General features: G+C 60.1%; 12 protein-coding genes. 9 read left to right on the top strand and 3 right to left on the bottom strand.

Translation table 11 applies throughout. The features are described from left to right. The first annotated feature begins 179 nt into the window (after nt 1–179). The 3 genes from NF685_RS05080 (at nt 180) to NF685_RS05070 (ending at nt 3290) form a co-directional block, all read left to right on the top strand. Nucleotides 180–749: a metal-dependent hydrolase gene (locus NF685_RS05080; RefSeq protein ID WP_252848863.1), complete on the top strand. Its 570-nt coding sequence runs from the start codon at nt 180–182 to the stop codon at nt 747–749. 53 nt (nt 750–802) lie between these two features. Beyond that, nucleotides 803–2383, top strand: coding sequence for a bifunctional phosphoribosylaminoimidazolecarboxamide formyltransferase/IMP cyclohydrolase (gene purH / locus NF685_RS05075; protein ID WP_252848862.1), 1581 nt, complete (start codon nt 803–805; stop codon nt 2381–2383). 148 nt (nt 2384–2531) lie between these two features. After that, nucleotides 2532–3290 carry a hypothetical protein gene (locus NF685_RS05070; RefSeq protein ID WP_252848861.1) on the top strand — a complete coding sequence of 253 codons (759 nt, stop codon included), beginning with the start codon at nt 2532–2534 and terminating at the stop codon, nt 3288–3290. Between the two features lie 137 nt (nt 3291–3427). Here the strand turns inward: NF685_RS05070 and NF685_RS05065 are convergent, their stop codons facing one another. Further along, the gene (locus NF685_RS05065) at nt 3428–4684 is read right to left on the bottom strand and encodes an AGE family epimerase/isomerase (RefSeq protein WP_252848860.1); all 1257 of its coding nucleotides are present in this window, start codon (nt 4682–4684) and stop codon (nt 3428–3430) included. A gap of 309 nt (nt 4685–4993) precedes the next feature. Here NF685_RS05065 and NF685_RS05060 point away from each other — a divergent pair, with 309 nt between their 5' ends. Both NF685_RS05060 and clpB read left to right on the top strand, forming a co-directional pair. Next, the gene (locus tag NF685_RS05060) at nt 4994–6481 is read left to right on the top strand and encodes a glycosyltransferase family 2 protein (RefSeq protein ID WP_252848859.1); all 1488 of its coding nucleotides are present in this window, start codon (nt 4994–4996) and stop codon (nt 6479–6481) included. Between the two features lie 192 nt (nt 6482–6673). After that, nucleotides 6674–9277, top strand: a complete 2604-nt coding sequence (gene clpB, locus NF685_RS05055; RefSeq protein WP_252848858.1) for an ATP-dependent chaperone ClpB — start codon at nt 6674–6676, stop codon at nt 9275–9277. 162 nt (nt 9278–9439) lie between these two features. On the opposite strand, the gene NF685_RS05050 is transcribed toward clpB, so the two are convergent. Then, nucleotides 9440–10477, bottom strand: a complete 1038-nt coding sequence (locus NF685_RS05050) for an SDR family oxidoreductase (RefSeq protein WP_373317812.1) — start codon at nt 10475–10477, stop codon at nt 9440–9442. 231 nt (nt 10478–10708) lie between these two features. On the opposite strand from NF685_RS05050, the gene gyrB reads away from it, so the two are divergent. Then, complete coding sequence (gene gyrB / locus NF685_RS05045; RefSeq protein ID WP_252848857.1) at nt 10709–13162, top strand: DNA topoisomerase (ATP-hydrolyzing) subunit B; 2454 nt, start codon at nt 10709–10711, stop codon at nt 13160–13162. Beyond that, nucleotides 13152–13988, top strand: a complete 837-nt coding sequence (locus NF685_RS05040; protein WP_252848856.1) for a DUF3108 domain-containing protein — start codon at nt 13152–13154, stop codon at nt 13986–13988. The genes gyrB and NF685_RS05040 overlap by 11 nt, the downstream gene beginning before the upstream one ends. 81 nt (nt 13989–14069) lie before the next feature. On the opposite strand, the gene NF685_RS05035 is transcribed toward NF685_RS05040, so the two are convergent. Further along, nucleotides 14070–14744: an HAD family hydrolase gene (locus tag NF685_RS05035; protein WP_252848855.1), complete on the bottom strand. Its 675-nt coding sequence runs from the start codon at nt 14742–14744 to the stop codon at nt 14070–14072. Between the two features lie 105 nt (nt 14745–14849). Between NF685_RS05035 and glmU the strand changes: the two genes are divergently transcribed. Further along, nucleotides 14850–16217 carry a bifunctional UDP-N-acetylglucosamine diphosphorylase/glucosamine-1-phosphate N-acetyltransferase GlmU gene (glmU, locus tag NF685_RS05030; RefSeq protein ID WP_252848854.1) on the top strand — a complete coding sequence of 456 codons (1368 nt, stop codon included), beginning with the start codon at nt 14850–14852 and terminating at the stop codon, nt 16215–16217. Further along, nucleotides 16217–18040: a glutamine--fructose-6-phosphate transaminase (isomerizing) gene (gene glmS, locus NF685_RS05025; protein ID WP_222547321.1), complete on the top strand. Its 1824-nt coding sequence runs from the start codon at nt 16217–16219 to the stop codon at nt 18038–18040. The genes glmU and glmS overlap by 1 nt, the downstream gene beginning before the upstream one ends. Nucleotides 18041–18059 lie beyond the last annotated feature (19 nt).

The raw sequence follows: 18059 nt of genomic DNA, 5'->3' as shown, positions 1-18059 counted from the left end.
ATGAGTTCCTGAGAATCTGGTTCATCGTAGAATTCATCGGATCGCTGAGAGGGATCCCTGTGAGCCAAGGCATCTTCCTGTCTGCATTTTGACGGCGGGAGATGAGTATCAGAAATAAATGAGTATCGTTTAGAATCAGAATACTGGACGCAAGAGTCTCAGTGGTGTCATAAGGCGCTATGATCGGACGTTCTCATATCGTTCTGGGTGTTGCGAGTGCTGCTACTGCGTCTGCCGCAGGATGGGTGCCATTCTCGCTGGCCACCCTCATGAGCGCGGCACTCGGCAGTCTTGCGCCCGATCTCGATACCGAACGCTCGATGCTGGGCTGTCGGGTCCCCTGGCTCTCTCGCCCTCTGTCCCGTCTGGTGGGCCACAGAACCGTCACCCACTCGCTGGCTGTGCCGGGGGTGCTTGCGCTGGCGCTGATCGGATGGCTGGGCGCAGCAGGCTTGTATTCTCCCTTCGGCGGGTTTCTCGTCGGTTATGTCAGTCATATCGTGGCTGACCTCATGACTGGCGGATGCTGGGCGCTTTACCCCCTGGCACGTGGCCGCTTGGCGTTGTGGCCGCACGCCAAGACAGGCAGCTTTCGCGAGTACCTGCTTTTGCTCTTCTGCCTCGGAGGGCTGGGATACATGAGCTATCTGTGTCTTGTGCAGAATAACAGGCCCGCTTTCCTGCAATCCGCGACGGGTTCCCATCGCGGACGATCATTGCCGAAGCATCATATGGCGTTCATTGCCTAAAAAGCCTTGTCGGCCTATGAGCAGCTCAGAAATCTGCCATTCCGGAGCCAGTCATGACCTCTGCCGATCGCCAGCCCATTCGTCGGGCCCTTCTTTCAGTTTCCGACAAGGCGGGTCTGATCGACCTGGGCAAGGCGCTCGTGGCCCACGGGGCACAGCTGCTCTCGACCGGAGGCTCTGCCAAGGCCCTGCGCGATGCCGGGCTGCCGGTCACCGATGTGTCCGATCATACCGGTTTCCCCGAAATTCTGGACGGTCGCGTGAAGACCCTCGTTCCGCAGATCCATGGCGGCATTCTCGGTCGTCGCGATCTGGCCTCTCACAAGGCCCAGATGGACGAGCACGGTATTGCGCCGATCGATCTGGTTTGCGTCAATCTCTACCCCTTTGCAGCAACGGTTGCCTCGGGTGCGGGTCCTGAAGACTGCATTGAGAACATCGATATCGGTGGGCCGGCAATGATCCGTGCGGCGGCCAAAAACCACGATCACGTCGTGATACTGACAGAGTCCGCACAATATGAGGCTCTGATTGCCTCGCTTGATGCAGGTGGCTCGACGCTTGCCGAGCGTCAGCATTGGGCCGGTGCGGCCTATGCCCATACCGCAGCGTACGATGCGATGATCGCGCGCTGGTTTGCCGAGCAGCGCGGCGACGTGCTGCCTGAGACGATGACCGTAGCCGGAACCCGCCGTGAATCGCTGCGCTACGGGGAGAATCCCCATCAGAAGGCTGCGTTCTACGTCACCGGCGAGAAGCGTTTCGGTATTGCGACGGCAACGCAGATCCAGGGCAAGGCACTCAGCTACAATAACCTCAACGACACGGATGCGGCTTTTGAGGCTGTGGCCGAGTTCGACGCGCCGTCGGTTGTGATCGTCAAGCACGCCAATCCCTGTGGTGTTGCCAGCGCCGATACGCTTGAGGCTGCATGGGCTGCTGCGTTGAAATGCGATCCGGTTTCGGCATTCGGCGGTATTGTGGCGCTCAATCGCACGCTGGACGAGGCAACGGCGGAGCAGATCGCGACGATCTTCACCGAGGTGATTGTGGCGCCCGATGCGACGGAAGGGGCACGCGCAGTTCTGAGCCGCAAGAAAAACCTGCGCCTGTTGCTGACGGGGGGTGTCCCGTCTGCAACGGCCGAGGGCATGACGTTCAAATCGGTGGCTGGCGGTTTTCTCGCGCAGAGCCGCGATGCCGGTCAGGTGAGCGAGGCAGAATGCCGCGTGGTCACCAAGCGCGCCCCTACAGCCGCCGAAATGGCCGATCTTCTCTTTGCCTTCCGCGTCGCCAAGCATGTGAAGTCCAATGCCGTGATTTATGCCAAGGCAGGGGCGACAGTCGGCATTGGCGCCGGTCAGATGTCGCGCGTCGATTCAGCGCGTATCGCGGCACGAAAGAGCCTCGACGCAGCCGAAGTGGCCGGTGAGAACGAGGCTCTGACCAAGGGGTCTGTCGCAGCATCCGACGCCTTCTTCCCGTTTGCCGACGGGCTGGAAAGCGTGATTGCCGCCGGCGCGGTGGCGGTGATCCAGCCGGGCGGCTCCATACGCGACCAGGAAGTCATCGATGCGGCCGATGCAGCAGGGATTGCCATGGTCTTCACCGGCATGCGTCACTTCCGTCACTGATAACGATCGCAAGCCATCCGCGTGCGCTTCGCAGGCTGGTGGCTCGCTCTTTTATCCTCTGATTGACCCGCAAACAGTGCTGAGTCCGTTCAGCGCGGGCCGCATCGAGAAACAGGGCCGATACAGAGAAGTTGGCATGGAGGCGAGAATGAGTGCAGCACGGCAGATGACCCTGAAGCTGGCAGGTATGGCGCTGCTGGCCGGAGCCATGGGTATTGGCAGCGGGAATGCTGCGCCTTCAGGGTCTGCACCTGTCAGAGCGACGGCAGGACAGGTTCAGGCAGAGGCAGATCTCTCGACGAGATCGGGCTGCGTGTTCGACCTCACTTCGTTGCCGCGTTTTTCTGGCAAGGTCGAGCGCCTTTTGCCCGGAACCCAGGGCGATGCCGTTGGCGCGTTGCTGACCGATGGGACCGAGGTTGAAATGCCACCCGGTCTTGCGGCACAGGATCATCATCTGCGCGCTGGGGCCACGCTGGTAGTCAAGGGGCTCGCTGCACCCTCGTTGCATCTCGTGCGTGCGTTTGCGCTGAGCGGCAAGCAGGACCTCTGCGCGTCTCCGTTGCCCGAACTGGTCACAGCAGCTCCCCCGGCGAGTGCAGAGGGCAAAATCGCCCGACTGCTTCACGATGGAGATGGCGCTCTCAATGGGGCCATTCTCACCGATGGAACGGTGATACGCGTACCTGCCGCAGGGGCGCGTACGCAGTTTCTCAAGCTGAATGCCCCGCTTTATGCTGAGGGCTATGGTTACCAGACGGCTTACGGCAAGCTTGTCGTTGCCAAACGACTTGGCCCGGACCGTTTGCAGGCGATCCATATCTCGGATGAGCCGCCCATTCCGCGCGGCGCCCCCCCGGGCTCGTCCGGCTACGACCATATCGACACACCCGGTGGAACGGAGTGACAGCGTAAGAGAGTAAACTCTTCTCAGTCCCTCTGCTTTCCGTCTGTCGCATCGTCTTTCCCTGCACAGGCATTGTGGATCGAGCTGTCGGCAGGCAGTGAGTATTTCAGCGCCTGTCGACAGGATGGCGATGCAAATCAGACGATATCGGACTCTCTCAAAGCCAGCGTCAGGCAGGGGGACAGAGGCAGGATCGGCGCTACGGTTGCCTGGAAGGCATGATAGAGATCAGCCTTGTCCGGGTAGACCTCACCCGAAATCCTGCCCGTTGCATCGACCTCGTTACGCCATCCGCCATGTTCATGATCGATCAGCGTGCTGGCGATGTAGTCCCAGACCTTTCGATACCAGGTTTCGTAGGCCGGGCTGCCGGTGCGCTTGAGCAGGTTGACGGCTGCGGTCACGGTTTCTGCCTGCACCCAGTGCGCGCGTACCGTGACAACCGGTTTGTGGTCCCAGTCGATCGTATAGATCATGCCCGGTTCGCCATCGGGCGCCCAGCCATAGCGCAGGGCTGAGTCGAGCAGGGCGCGTGCGTCGTGGAGCATCCACCCAGGTGCAACGCCTTCGCGGCGTAGAAGAGCGGCCTCGACCTTGAGGGTAAGATGGGCCCATTCCGCAAAATGGCCGGGCGTCATGCCATAGGGGCGCAGCGGATCGGTGGGCTTGTCCTTGTTGTAGTCGCGCATGAGCGTCCAGGCACGATCGAAATGCTCAGGCATGCAGTAGTCGTGATTGCCTGCAATCTCGTGGACGAAGCGATGGACGATACGATGGGCACGATCGAGCCATTTCTCGTCTCCGGTAATATCGGCGAGGGCGAGACAGGCTTCGGTCGAATGCATGTTCGCGTTCGCGCCCCGGTAATTTTCTTCGTCGCTCCAGTCTGCCGCAAAGCTCTCGCACATGACGCCTTCGTCCTCGGACCAGTAACGGGTCTCCAGAACGTCGGTGGCGAGAGAAAGCAGTTTTTCACCGCCCTCGACGCCAAGCAGTGTGGCTGAAGAGCCGGCAAGGGCGACGAAGGCGTGCAGATATGCCTGTTTGCGATGATCGCGTGCCGAGGGGGATTCGTACCAGCCGCCATGCTCCTTGTCGTGAAGGGGGCCAAGCAGGGCTTTGACACCATGACGCACCAGAGGCAGGCAGCCTGGAATGCCCTGAAGCGCCGCCATGGAGAACGTGTGAACCATGCGTGCTGTGAGGATACCATCCGGCTCCGCCCCTTCAGGCAGGCGACCGTCGCGTCCGAGTGCTCCGAATCCGCCCTCCATACGCGAAGCCATGGCAAAACGAAGCAGGCGACGCCCCTCGGCAGCCAGCCAAAGACGATGTGCGGAGCGACGCACCCAGCTTGTTTCAGGGAGGAGCATAGGGGAGAGCAGATCGGTCATTGGTCGGGTTCCGTTCGTGGCCGGTCATCGGCCGATTATCGAGATCACCCGGTCAACACGCTTCGCAGCGGTATGAGTTGCGCGCCATCTCCACTCAGGCGCTGAGGCAATGTTTCGTCATCGTGCCGCTTCCCGGTTCGGCAGGGTGCCCTGAGCCGCTTGCAGCTGCTGCGCGGGCAAATTCATGGGCGAGCCTTTCCGACGGCGTGTCACAAGAATTCACTATGGTTCAGGGAGTGACGACCTTATGAGGGGCGTGCGCCGCGTGCAGAGCGGCTGGACATTCTAAGCAGGAAGACAAGAACAGACATGGCGCCGTCGAGAACATCAAAGAGCGTCTCTGCCGATTTGCAGGGGTTCGGTAAGTTGCCCGTTGCCGTTGCGCGCAACAAGGGTTTATGGCCAAAACCGCTCTATCAGCATGTGCTTGTGGCTTGTGCCCGATGGGAGGCCGACAGCGTTGCCGAGTGGCTGACCTATCATCGTTCCATCGGTTTCGATCACGTCTACCTCTACTGCAACGATGACGATCCTTCAGCGCTTTATGAAGCGGTGATGCCCTTCCTGCAGGGCGACAAGCCTTTCGTGACGTTCCATCACTACCGTTATGTCGGTCAGCAGCTTCAGATGTACCGTCATTTCCTGCGCCATTACGTGCATGAAACACGCTGGTTGATGTTCCTCGATCTGGATGAGTATGTCTGCCTTCCTGGCAGCAACGATATCCGTAGCGTCAGTGCCCGCTTCGGCGCCGATCACGACGCGATCTATCTCAACTGGTGCGGTTATGGGCATGGCGGGCATCATGAACGCCCTTCGAACGGCGTGCTGCGTAACTACCGGTTCCGTGAAAGCGGCGCATCGCCGTTCACCAAGATCCTGGCGAAAGCCGGTGCCGTTTCCTATCGTGCGTCATCCGAAAACCCGCACATCGCTATTCAGCACGACCTGTTCGGACTGGGCGTGCCGCTCAGGGCCTGTAACATGCTCGGTGAATCGATGGAGGGGTATTACGAGAATTTCCCCGATCACGCCTGGGCGTTTCTGAACGCTGAAGATCGTCGGGAAAGGCTCGTCAAGGCAGGGTATATCGCTCATTTCAATATCCGCTCGGAACAGGATTTTGCCCGTCGTCAGGCGCGTGGGTGCGAGGGTGATTTTGCTGCCCAGAGTCACTGGGCCCATAAAACGGCCGAAGAGCGTGCAGCCTATCATGCCGATACGAACGCCGTCGAAGACCGCTATCTCAGCAATTACTGGAATACGCTGATCCGCAAAAGCTGGGATTCCACCCTTGTCCCGGGCTCCCGCTGGCCGATTCTCTCTGCGGGCAAGCGCGCCACGCAGATCTCGACGGTTCATGAGGGCTCACGTGACGACGATGCCTGTCGCGCCGTGTCGGGGCATCTGTCCGGGCGTCCTCAGCATCATACAGCTCTTGAGGACAATCCCTGGTGGATGGTCGACCTGGGGGCGTTGAGCCATATCCATGAGATCATGATTTTCAATCGTCTCGATGGAGCCCTGGAGCGTCTGTCGAGTTTTGTTGTCGACGTTTCTCATGACCGTTTCTTCTGGACTAAAATCATCGACAGGCAGAATGGGCCCATATTCGGCGGTCTCGATGGCACGCCGTTCACATGGCGTAGCGAAGAAGGTGTGCTGGGGCGCTTTGTGCGTATCACTATTCCCGGCACACAGGTCTATCTGCAGACAGATCAGATCGAAATCTTCGGGCGGGCTTTCTCCCTTGATGAATTCGAGAAAAAGAACGGACGTATTCCAGCAACCGCCTGAACGCGGCCTGCTGCCCGCAAACCCGTATGGGAATACCGGGCAGCTGAAACAAACTGCAATTTAGTCAACCTCCGGTCTTGGCAAAGACCGGTGGGTACCTATGTACAAGTAAGGCGAGGCGAAAACTGCCGTATCGGGGTTATCGCCGGCGCAACTGGCCGCCTTGTCGGGGCATAGGAGCATGACTGAATTATGAATATTGAGAAATTCACCGAACGTAGCCGCGGTTTTCTTCAGGCTGCATCGACGATTGCACTGCGCGACTATCACCAGCAACTGACGCCGGAGCATCTGCTCAAGGCGCTGCTCGACGATCCCGAGGGGGCTGCTTCAGGCCTCATCCGTGCTGCCGGTGGCAATCCAGACGTTGTACGCAAGGCCAACGATGCAGCCCTTGCACGCATTCCCAAAGTACAGGGCGGTGGCGCAGGCCAGCCGCAGGCAACGCCCGATCTGGTGCGTGTTCTCGATAGTGCAGACCAGGATGCCCAGCGTGCAGGCGACAGCTTCGTTGCTCAGGACCGGCTTCTGGTTGCCCTTGCTGCAAGCAAGAGTGGCGCAGGTCAGGCACTGACCGAAGGCAAGGCCGATGCCAAAGCACTCGAACGGGCCGTAGCGGATCTGCGCAAGGGCCGTGTTGTCGATAGCGCCAACGCAGAGGCTGGCTTTGACGCGCTCAAGAAATATGCGCGCGATGTGACGGCAGTGGCCCTTTCCGGCAAGCTCGATCCGGTGATCGGTCGTGACGAGGAAATCCGTCGTACGATCCAGGTCCTTGCGCGTCGTACCAAGAACAATCCGGTTCTGATCGGTGAGCCCGGTGTGGGCAAGACGGCAATTGTCGAAGGGCTTGCGCTGCGTATCGTCAATGGCGATGTCCCCGAGGCGCTGCGCAACAAGAAGCTGCTTTCGCTCGACATGGGCGCGCTTGTGGCCGGCGCGAAATATCGTGGTGAGTTCGAAGAGCGCCTCAAGGCGGTTCTGAAGGAAATCGAGAGCGCAGAAGGGCAGGTCATCCTGTTCATCGACGAGATGCATACGCTCGTCGGGGCAGGACGTTCGGACGGCGCAATGGATGCCTCCAATCTGATCAAGCCCGAACTGGCGCGCGGCGTGCTGCACTGTATCGGTGCCACCACGCTCGATGAGTACCGCAAATATATTGAAAAGGACGCGGCACTCGCCCGTCGTTTCCAGCCCGTATTCGTGGGTGAGCCCTCAGTGGTCGATACGATCTCGATCCTGCGCGGGATCAAGGAGAAATACGAGCTGCATCACGGTGTGCGCATCACCGACGGTGCTCTGGTTGCCGCAGCGACGCTCTCCAACCGCTACATCACCGACCGTTTCCTGCCTGACAAGGCGATCGATCTGGTGGACGAGGCGGCGAGCCGCCTGCGTATGCAGATCGACAGCAAGCCTGAAGCACTGGACGAGCTCGACCGCCGTATCATCCAGCTCCGCATCGAGCGCGAAGCAATCCGCAAGGAAGACGACAGTGCCAGCCGCGAGCGTCTGGAGAAGCTTGAAGCCGAACTGGCCAGCCTGCAGGAGCAGTCGGACATGATGAGTGCTGCCTGGCATGCGGAAAAGGATCGCGTCAATGCGGTGCAGAAGCTCAAGGAGCAGCTGGACCAGGCACGTTCGGAAATCGAGATCGCTCAGCGTAAAGGCGATTTGGGCAAGGCTTCCGAGCTTATGTATGCGACGATCCCGGGGCTGGAGCAGCAGATCGAGACGGCTCAGCAGGTCGAGCAGCAGGACGCCGCTCAGGCAGGCCTGTTCAGCGAGGCCGTGACCGATCAGGGCATTGCTTCCGTCGTGTCGCGCTGGACCGGTGTGCCGGTCGATCGCATGCTCGAAGGTGAGCGCGCCAAGCTCATGCGGATGGAAGACGAGTTGCGCGAGCGCGTGGTCGGTCAGGAGCCCGCACTCAAGGCCGTGTCGAACGCCGTACGACGTGCGCGCGCCGGGTTGCAGGATCCCAATCGCCCTATCGGTTCGTTCCTGTTCCTCGGCCCGACCGGTGTGGGCAAGACCGAGCTTGCCAAGGCGCTGGCTCAGTTCCTGTTCGATGACGACCGTGCCATGCTGCGTATCGACATGAGCGAGTTCATGGAGAAACACGCGGTTGCCCGTCTTATCGGCGCGCCTCCGGGCTATGTCGGTTACGAGGAAGGCGGTGTGCTGACCGAGGCCGTGCGTCGCAGGCCCTATCAGGTGATCCTGTTCGACGAAGTCGAAAAGGCGCATGAGGATGTGTTCAACATCCTGCTTCAGGTGCTCGATGACGGCCGACTGACAGACGGTCAGGGACGTGTGGTGGATTTCCGCAACACGATCATTATCCTGACGTCCAATCTCGGTTCGGAAGTTCTGGCCAACCAGCCGGATGGCGAAAGCACAGAGCAGGTACATGCTCAGGTGATGGCGGTTGTCCGGGCGCATTTCCGCCCTGAGTTCCTCAACCGTCTGGATGAGATCGTTCTGTTCTCGCGTCTCCAGCGTGCCGACATGAACCGTATCGTGGCGATCCAGCTCAAGCGTCTGCGCGATCTTCTGGCAGAACGTAATGTCACGCTCGATCTGGATAAGGCAGCAGATGACTGGCTCGCCGAGGCGGGTTACGATCCGGTCTACGGTGCGCGTCCGCTCAAACGCGTGATCCAGCGCAGCCTGCAGAATACGCTGGCTGGCATGTTGCTCGACGGCACGATTTTCGATGGCGATACGGTTCACGTTTCCGCCAACGACAAGGGGCTTTTGATCAACGGCAAGCAGGGTGACACTGACTGATCCGACCTCTGCTCAAGCAGGGCGGCAGGGTCTCGAACGGCCCTGCCGCCAGTTCATGAAAAAGGGTGCGCTGCCATAGGGCCGCGCACCCTTTTTTCGTTTTTCCTGTTTCTGTCAGATTTGTTAACGGCCGGTAGGACTGGGGAGCAGTTGCGGATGTGCTTACCCGGGCATGCCTGTTCCGCCGGTAATGCCGTAGATCTGCCCTGTGATGTAACTCGCTTCGGTCGATGCAAGAGTGACATAGACAGGCGCGATTTCGACCGGTTGTCCGGGGCGGTTCATCGGAACCGTCGTGCCGAATTTCTCCACCGCCGACATTGGCTGACCACCACAGACCTGAAGCGGCGTCCAGAATGGCCCCGGTGCTACGGCGTTCACGCGTATTCCCTTGGGCAGAAGCTGCTTGGCAAGGGATTTCGTCAGGTTGGCGATCCCGGCCTTGGTGAGACTGTAATCGACGATGATTTCCGACGGGTTATAGGCGTTTGAGGAGGCCGTATTCACGATGGCGCTACCTGGCGGCATGTGCGGGATAGCGGCCTTGATGATCCAGAACAGGGCGTAGAGATTGGTCTTGAGCGTCCAGTCGAACTCATCTGTGCTCAGATCGAGAATGCTCTCATGGTAATGCTGGCGACCGGCACAGTTGACCAGCGTATCGAGACCGCCCAGCTGTGCGACTGCGTCCGATACGAGCTTCTGGCAGAAGGCTTCGGTCCGGATATCGCCGGGCAGGGCGACCGCCTTTCGTCCCGCCTTGCGGATAAGGGCGATAACCTCCTTCGCGTCCTCTTCCTCCTGCGGGAGGTAGTTGATCGCAACATCTGCGCCTTCACGAGCATAGGCAATGGCGACGGCGCGCCCCAGCCCTGAATCGCCACCTGTGATCAGAACATGACGCCCTGACATACGCCCCGATCCCTTGTAGCTCGTTTCGCCGCAATCGGGCCGGGGATGCATGCGTGACTGCAGGCCGGGCCATTCCTGTGGCTGGGATGCGAAAGGGGCGTGGGGGTAGAGTTTCTGAGGATCGGACAGGGGAGCCGCGCCCTTGTCCTGTGTCTGAGCCTGTGCGCGTCCCGATGCGGCGACCATTCCCGCAAGACCGAGCGTCGCCCCCTGCATCATGCCGCGACGGCTCGTGCCTTCGGCATTGGCGGGCGGTGTCCTAGGGGCTTTGTCTGCGGTATCGGTCATGGAAGCGTCTCCTGTCAGCATGAATGCAGAACGTGCCGGGGCCCCGACACGTAATGAGAAGCGCCAAGAGCGCCCAGGGTTGCCATAAACCGCGTTGACGCAAACCGGGCTGCCTTGCGTACGCGGTGGCAGCGGGCTGGGCATGGATGCGCCCGTGACCTATTGCCCTAGCGGTGACCGGGCAGAGGCGTTATATTGATCGCTTGTTGCGAGTAGGAGCGTCACGCCAGCATGTCCGAACAGATCCGTCCGACCGAGTTGCCTGAGAACCTCGATGACGAAGCCGATTATGGCGCCTCTTCCATCTCGGTTCTCAAGGGGCTCGATGCGGTACGCAAACGCCCCGGCATGTATATTGGCGACACGGATGACGGCTCGGGCCTTCATCACATGGTGTTTGAGATCATCGACAATGCCGTGGATGAAGCGCAGGCCGGTCATGCGACGCAATGCGTGCTTACCATGAATGGTGACGGCTCGATCAGCGTACGCGATAACGGCCGCGGCATCCCGACCGACATGCATGAGGAAGAAGGGGTGAGTGCGGCCGAGGTCGTGCTGACCAAGCTTCACGCCGGCGGCAAGTTCAATCAGAATTCCTACAAGGTCTCCGGCGGTCTGCATGGCGTGGGCGCTGCCGTTGTCAATGCGCTTTCGGAATGGATGGAAGTCCGTATCTGGCGTAATGGACTTGAGCACTTCATCCGCTTTCAGCATGGCGAGCGCGATGAAGCGCTTGTGGTCGTAGGGCCGAGCGATGAACCGCGCGGTACGCTCGTTACGTTCAAGCCGAGCAAGCAGACATTCACCAAGGTCGATTTCGAGTTCGTCATTCTCGAGCGCCGTATGCGTGAGCTGGCATTCCTCAATTCCGGACTGGAAATCATCCTGCGCGATGAACGCCATGCCGAGAAGAAGGAAGTGGTGTTCTGCTATGAGGGCGGTCTGAGTGCGTTCGTGGATTATCTCGACGCGAGCAAGACCTCGATCGTGACACCGCCTATCGTGGGCTCCATCGATCATGAAGAAAGCGGCATCAAGGTTGAGTTCGCGCTGACCTGGAATGACAGCTTTCATGAGACGATGCTGTGTTTCACCAATAATATTCCCCAGCGCGATGGCGGTACGCATCTGGCCGGCTTCAGGCAGGCTCTAACACGCGTTGTGGGTAAATATGCCGATACGGGTTCTTCGAAGAATTCCGCCTCACTGACAGGTGAGGACATGCGTGAAGGCATGACGGCTGTTCTCTCGGTCAAGGTGCCCGACCCCAAGTTCTCGTCCCAGACCAAGGACAAACTGGTCTCTTCCGAGGTGCAGCCCGTTGTGCATGTCACGGCGGCCGATGCGATCGGGCACTGGTTCGAGACCCATCCCCGCGAAGCCAAGGCCGTGATCGCCAAGGTGAACGAGGCCGCCGCTGCGCGCGATGCTGCACGCCGTGCACGCGAGCTGACGCGACGCAAGGGCGTGCTGGACGTATCCTCTCTGCCCGGCAAGCTGGCGGATTGTCAGGAACGCGACGCGAGCAAGGCTGAACTGTTTATCGTTGAGGGTGACTCGGCAGGTGGTACAGCCAAGCAGGGGCGCGACCGTCGTTTTCAGGCCATTCTCCCACTCAAGGGGAAGATCCTGAACGTCGAACGCGCACGTTTCGACCGTATGCTCGGGTCGGCTGAAGTCGGTACGCTTATCACGGCGCTCGGAACCGGTATCGGGCGCGGCGAGGTTGAGCAGGGTGGGTTCTCCATCGACAAGCTGCGTTACCACAAGATCGTCATCATGACGGACGCCGACGTTGACGGTTCTCATATCCGCACGCTCCTTCTGACCTTCTTCTTCCGTCAGATGCCGGAGTTGATCGAGAAGGGTTATCTCTACATCGCCCAGCCACCGCTCTATCGCGCCAAGCGTGGCAATGAAGAGCGTTATCTGAAGGACGATGCGGCACTGGAGCAGTATCTGCTCGACAAGGCCCTTGCCAATGCGAGCATGACGCTAGGCAGCGGCGAAGTGCTGACCGGCGATACGCTCATGGAGCGGGTCAGGGCCATGGGACAGGTCGCCAAAATGCTCACGTCGCTTTCAGGTAAAGTCCCCGTATGGGTGCTGGAGCAGGCCTATGTCGCCAAGGCGCTTTCTTTGGGGCATGACGAGGCGCAGGAGCGGGCACCTGTGCTTCAGGCCCGTCTGGATGCGGCGTCGCCTGTCAATGAGCGTGGCTGGATGGTTGCCCCGACGGAAGAGGGCGGTCTGCGTCTGGCACGCAGTGTTCGTGGCGTGGGTGAGGTCTACACGCTGGATGCAGCACTTCTGAAATCTGCCGAAGCGCGCTGGCTGGCCGGTGAGGGCAGTCGTGTCGCCGATTATTTCGAAGGCGCGGCGAAGCTCTCGCTCGATGCGCAGGGTGTCGATCTTTCGGGGCCGGCGATGGTGTTCGACCGTGTCCTTCAGCAGGGCCGCAAGGGGCTGGCGATCAATCGCTTCAAAGGCCTAGGCGAAATGAACAACGAGCAGCTCTGGGATACAACGCTCGACCCTGCCACGCGTATCCTTCTCCAAGTCAAGGTTGGAGATGTGGAAGATGCGGGTCAGGTATTCTCGACGCTTATGGGAGACGTGGTCGAACCGCGTCGCGACTTTATCGTCGGGAATGCTCAGAAGGTCGCCAATCTTGACGTTTAAGGGGCTGGTCGGTGGCGGTCTGACCGTTGTCCTGATGCTAGGTCTGCCCGCGCAGACCATGGCTGCGGATATCGGCGACGGAACGAAACCGGCTGCGGCAGCGAATAGCGGGCAGACCACCGCGATCTACCGCGTGTATAATCACGGACTGCATGTTGTGGATGCGACGGCTGATTATACATTGAGCGATCTCGGCTACGGTATACGCACGACGCTGCATGCCGGTGGCTTCATGAGTCTGTTTCTGCGCATGGACATCCAGAGCATGGCGCAGGGACGTTTCGACCATGACTGGGTGCAGCCGCTCGACTATGAGAGCAACGGCTATTCACGCGGCAAACACAGGAGTGTCGTCCTGCATTATGCAGACGATGCGCCTCATATCGTAACGCTCGATCCCAAGGAGAGCGATCGCGAGGCAGTGCCGCAATCCGATCTGTCTCATGCCATGGATACGTTGAGCGCTATGGCGCTCCTTCTGGAAAATGTGCGTCATACCGGCAAATGTGACGGCAAGGCGCAGGTTTTCGATGGTCTTCGCCTGAGCGCAATGACCTCGCAAGGGCCTTTCAAGGGTAACGTGCCCGACAGCTTCGGACAGAAATTCAAAGGTCCTGCTTTGCGCTGCGATTTTGTAGGGCAGCAGGAGGCCGGGTTTATCAAGGACTCCTCGCATCTTGCGGCAATGAAAGCGCCGCATCCCGGTTCAGCCTGGTTTCAGGATATTCCGGGCGTTGGGCTGACCGCAGTGCGTGTCGAATTCGAGCATCCCAAGCTCGGTGAGATGACGGCCGTTCTCGACCGCACACCGGTCGTTCAGCCCTGAAACGGGCTGAACACTGAAGCAGGAAGACATTACCGCCAGCAGGATGGACCTTGCCGGGGTGTGTTCTCAGGCTTCCGCTTCCTATCGCGGCCGTGAGAGATCGTAGATCAGACGTGGCAGCTCCGCGACGGACCCGGCAATGGCGCTAGCATGAGCGCTCATGCTGCGGTCTCCATAGCCCCAGCTGGCGAACAGTGAAGGCATGGGGACGCCGGAGGCCGCCTGTATGTCGTTGCGATGATCGCCGATCATGATGCCACGCATCGGCTCCGCACCGATCAGTCGCATTGTCTTGCGTATATGGTCCGGATCGGGCTTGCGCACGGGGAAGCTGTCTCCCCCGCCGATTGCATCGATCAGGGGAGACAGGCCGAGTTTTTCGATTATGGCCTGTGCTGCCTTAAGCGGCTTGTTGGTGCAGATGACACAGGAAATTCCGCGTTTGTGTAGCAGCGTCAGCGTGGCTTCCACATCGGGAAAGGGGCGTGTCTTTTCGGTCGCCCGTGGTTCGTAGATGTCGAGGAAGCGTCTCGTCGCTTCGTCCCGGTCGATACTGTCTTTGTCACCCCCGGAAATCAGGAGCCGGTCGACCAGTTTGCGGGCGCCGTCGCCGATCATGGAGCGTATGGCTGCCTCATCCGGCTGTGGCAGACCGTAGGTTTCCAGCAGGGCGATGCCGCTTTCCGCCAGATCGGGCAGGCTGTCGATCAGGGTGCCGTCCAGGTCGAAAACGGCTGTCTCGATTTCGGTACTCACGCGCGATTTCTCCCGTTAGATGCAAAGCTGCAATAAACAGCAATCCGAAGTGACGGGGCAGGTGTTTGACAGAGCTCCGCCGCGTTGGCTACGCCACGTAATGATATGACATCACTTTCCTTTTCCGACGGCCAGCCCGTCAGCCATCACAAACCGACGACTGCCGTCATCCTTGCCGCTGGACTGGGAACACGCATGCGTTCCGCCTTGCCCAAAGCGCTTCATACGCTCGGCGGAAGGCCGATGATCGCGCATCTTATCGAGACCGCGCGTACCGTGTTCGACCGAATCGTGGTTGTCGTCGGCCCGGATATGGCGGCGCTCGAAAAGGCGGCATTGCCCTGGCCCTGTGTGGTGCAGGAAGAGCGTCTGGGGACGGGTCATGCGGCCCGCATGGCTGAAGAGCTGTACGGTGAGGGCGATGTTGCCATCCTGTACGCTGACAATCCGCTCATTACCGCAGAGACGATGCGCGCTCTTCTTGCGGCGCGTCGTGAACCGGATACACGGCTTGCCCTTCTTGCGATGCGTCCGGCCGATCCGGGTCGCTACGGCCGTGTCGTGACAGAAAACGGACAGGTGCGCGAGATCGTTGAGTGGAAGGATGCCACCGAAGCCCAGCGCGCAATTACGCTGTGCAATGCAGGTGTTCTCTGTGCTGCCGCGGAAGATCTGCGTCGCTGGCTTGGCGAGGTGCGTAACAGCAATGCGCAAGGCGAGTACTACCTGACCGATGTCGTGGCTTTTGCCGCGCAGGAGGGAGGCGTGCAGTACGTTGAAGCCCCGGCAGAGGAGCTGGCCGGGATCAACTCGCGCGCTGAGCTGGCCTGCGCCGAGGCCGCCCTGCAAAAGCGCCTCCGCCTGGCGGCTCTGGAGGGGGGCGTTACCCTGGTGGCGCCCGAAACCGTGTTTTTCAGTGCCGATACGGTAATCGAGCCCGATGTCGTGGTCGAGCCCAATGTCGTGTTCGGCCCCGGCGTTACGGTCAGGACGGGGGCCCGTATACGCGCTTTCAGCCATCTCGAAGGCTGTGTCGTGGGTGAGGAGGCTCTGATCGGTCCTTATGCAAGACTGCGCCCGGGCACTGTATGCGGCAAGGCATCTCATGTCGGTAATTTCGTCGAACTCAAGGCGACGGATCTTGGAGAAGGGGCCAAGGCCAACCATCTATCCTATCTTGGCGATGCGCGTATCGGCGCACGAACCAATGTCGGCGCGGGAACCATTACCTGCAATTACGACGGTTTTTTCAAGCATCGCACGAATATCGGCAACGATGTGTTTGTCGGCTCGGATTCAATTCTGGTGGCGCCGATCTCGATCGGTGACGGCGCCTTGCTGGCCGCGGGCAGTGTGGTGACCGAGAACGTGGAGGCCGGCGCTCTGGCGCTGGGCCGATCAAGACAGATAAACAAGCCGGCGCGCGGAAAAGCCATTTCTGACGCGCTGCGTGCTAAAAAGGAGAATGGCTGATGTGCGGCATCTGTGGCGTAGTCGGTCATCGGAACGCGACACCCCTGGTTGTCGAGGCGCTACGCCGTCTCGAATATCGCGGTTATGATTCTGCTGGCATTGCCAGCCTTGTCGATGGGCGTATCTCGCGCCGTCGCGCCGCTGGCAAGCTCGACAACCTTCAGGCTGTGCTCGATACGCAGCCTCTCGAAGGCATGACGGCAATCGGTCATACACGCTGGGCGACGCATGGTCTGCCGAATGAGGCTAATGCTCATCCTCACGCGACCGATCGCGTGGCGATCGTGCATAACGGCATTATCGAGAATTATGAGGAGCTGAAGGCCGAGATGATGGCGGTCGGCCGTCATTTCTCATCGGATACCGACACGGAATGTGTGGCTCAGCTGGTCGATTTCTATCTCGATCAGGGTCTGTCACCGCGCGAGGCGGCCAGCCGTACGTTGAGCCGGTTACAGGGTGCCTATGCGCTTGCCATGATCTTTGCAGGTCATGAAGGGTTGATGATCGGTGCGCGTCATGGGGCGCCGCTGGCTGTCGGTTTTGGCGAGGGGGAAATGTTCCTCGGCTCAGACAGCCTTGCTCTTGCCCCGCTTGCACGCAAGATCGCTTATCTGGACGATGGTGACTGGTGCGTCCTGCAGCCCGACCAGGTCGAGTTCTTCGACGCGGCCAACCAGCGTGTGCAGCGCCCTGTGCAGACAATCGCCCTGATCGCCGGGACGGTCGGCAAGGATGGCTATCGCCATTACATGGAGAAGGAACTCCACGAACATCCGGTTGTCATCGGTCAGACACTTCAGCGCATGATCGATCCGGTCACGCGTGCAATTGCTCTTCCTGCTTTTCCGTTCGAGATGGCCGACCTCCCGCGTGCGGTGATTACGGCCTGCGGTTCGGCTTTTTATGCAGGTCTGGTCGCGCGTTACTGGCTCGAGGCTGAGGCGCGCCTGCCGGTCGATATCGACGTGGCATCCGAGCTGCGCTATCGCAATCCGCCGCTCACCCCGCTTGGCATGGCTCTCATGATTTCCCAGTCGGGTGAGACGGCCGACACGCTGGCCGCCCTGCGCAGCCTGCGCGAGCGTGAGCAGTATATCGTGTCCATTCTCAACGTTGAGGGGAGCACGATGGGGCGTGAGAGCGATGTGGTGCTCGGTATGGTGGCCGGTCCTGAGATCTCGGTTGCCAGCACCAAGGCTTTCACAGCCCAGCTTTCCGTACTCGCTGTGCTGACCATTGCTGTTGCGCGTGCGCGCGGCACCATGTCGGCCAAGCGCGAGGGCGATCTGCTTGCCCATTTGCTCGACCTGCCATCCAGAGCGTCAGAGGTTTTCTCGCGGGCCAGCGATATTCAGGCCATGGCGGCTGCGGTGGCAGAAGCGCGTGATGTGCTCTATCTGGGCCGCGGGATCTGTTATCCTGTGGCGCTCGAAGGGGCGCTCAAGCTCAAGGAAATCTCCTATATCCATGCCGAGGCCTACGCGGCAGGAGAAATGAAGCATGGGCCGATTTCCCTGATCGACAAGGATGTGCCGATTGTCGTGATCGCGCCCTCGACCATCCTGTTCGACAAGACGCTTTCCAACATCCAGGAAGCCAAGGCACGCGGTGGGCGTATCATGGCGTTTACGGATGAGAAGGGCGCCGAGCGCCTGAGCGGTATCGCGGAGCATATGGTGATCCTGCCCAGCGTCGATCCGTTCGTCGCGCCGATCCTCTATACGATTCCGGTTCAGATGCTTGCTTACGAGGTGGCGCTGCGTCGCGGTACGGATGTGGATCAACCGCGCAACCTCGCCAAATCGGTTACTGTGGAGTAGGCTCCCGCCCGAAACAGCG

This window comes from Asaia lannensis NBRC 102526 (genome assembly GCF_024054035.1).
Classification (GTDB): Bacteria; Pseudomonadota; Alphaproteobacteria; order Acetobacterales; family Acetobacteraceae; genus Asaia; species Asaia lannensis.
The sequence above is the reverse complement of the archived record's forward strand: the minus strand, read 5'-3'. Positions and strand labels throughout refer to the sequence as shown.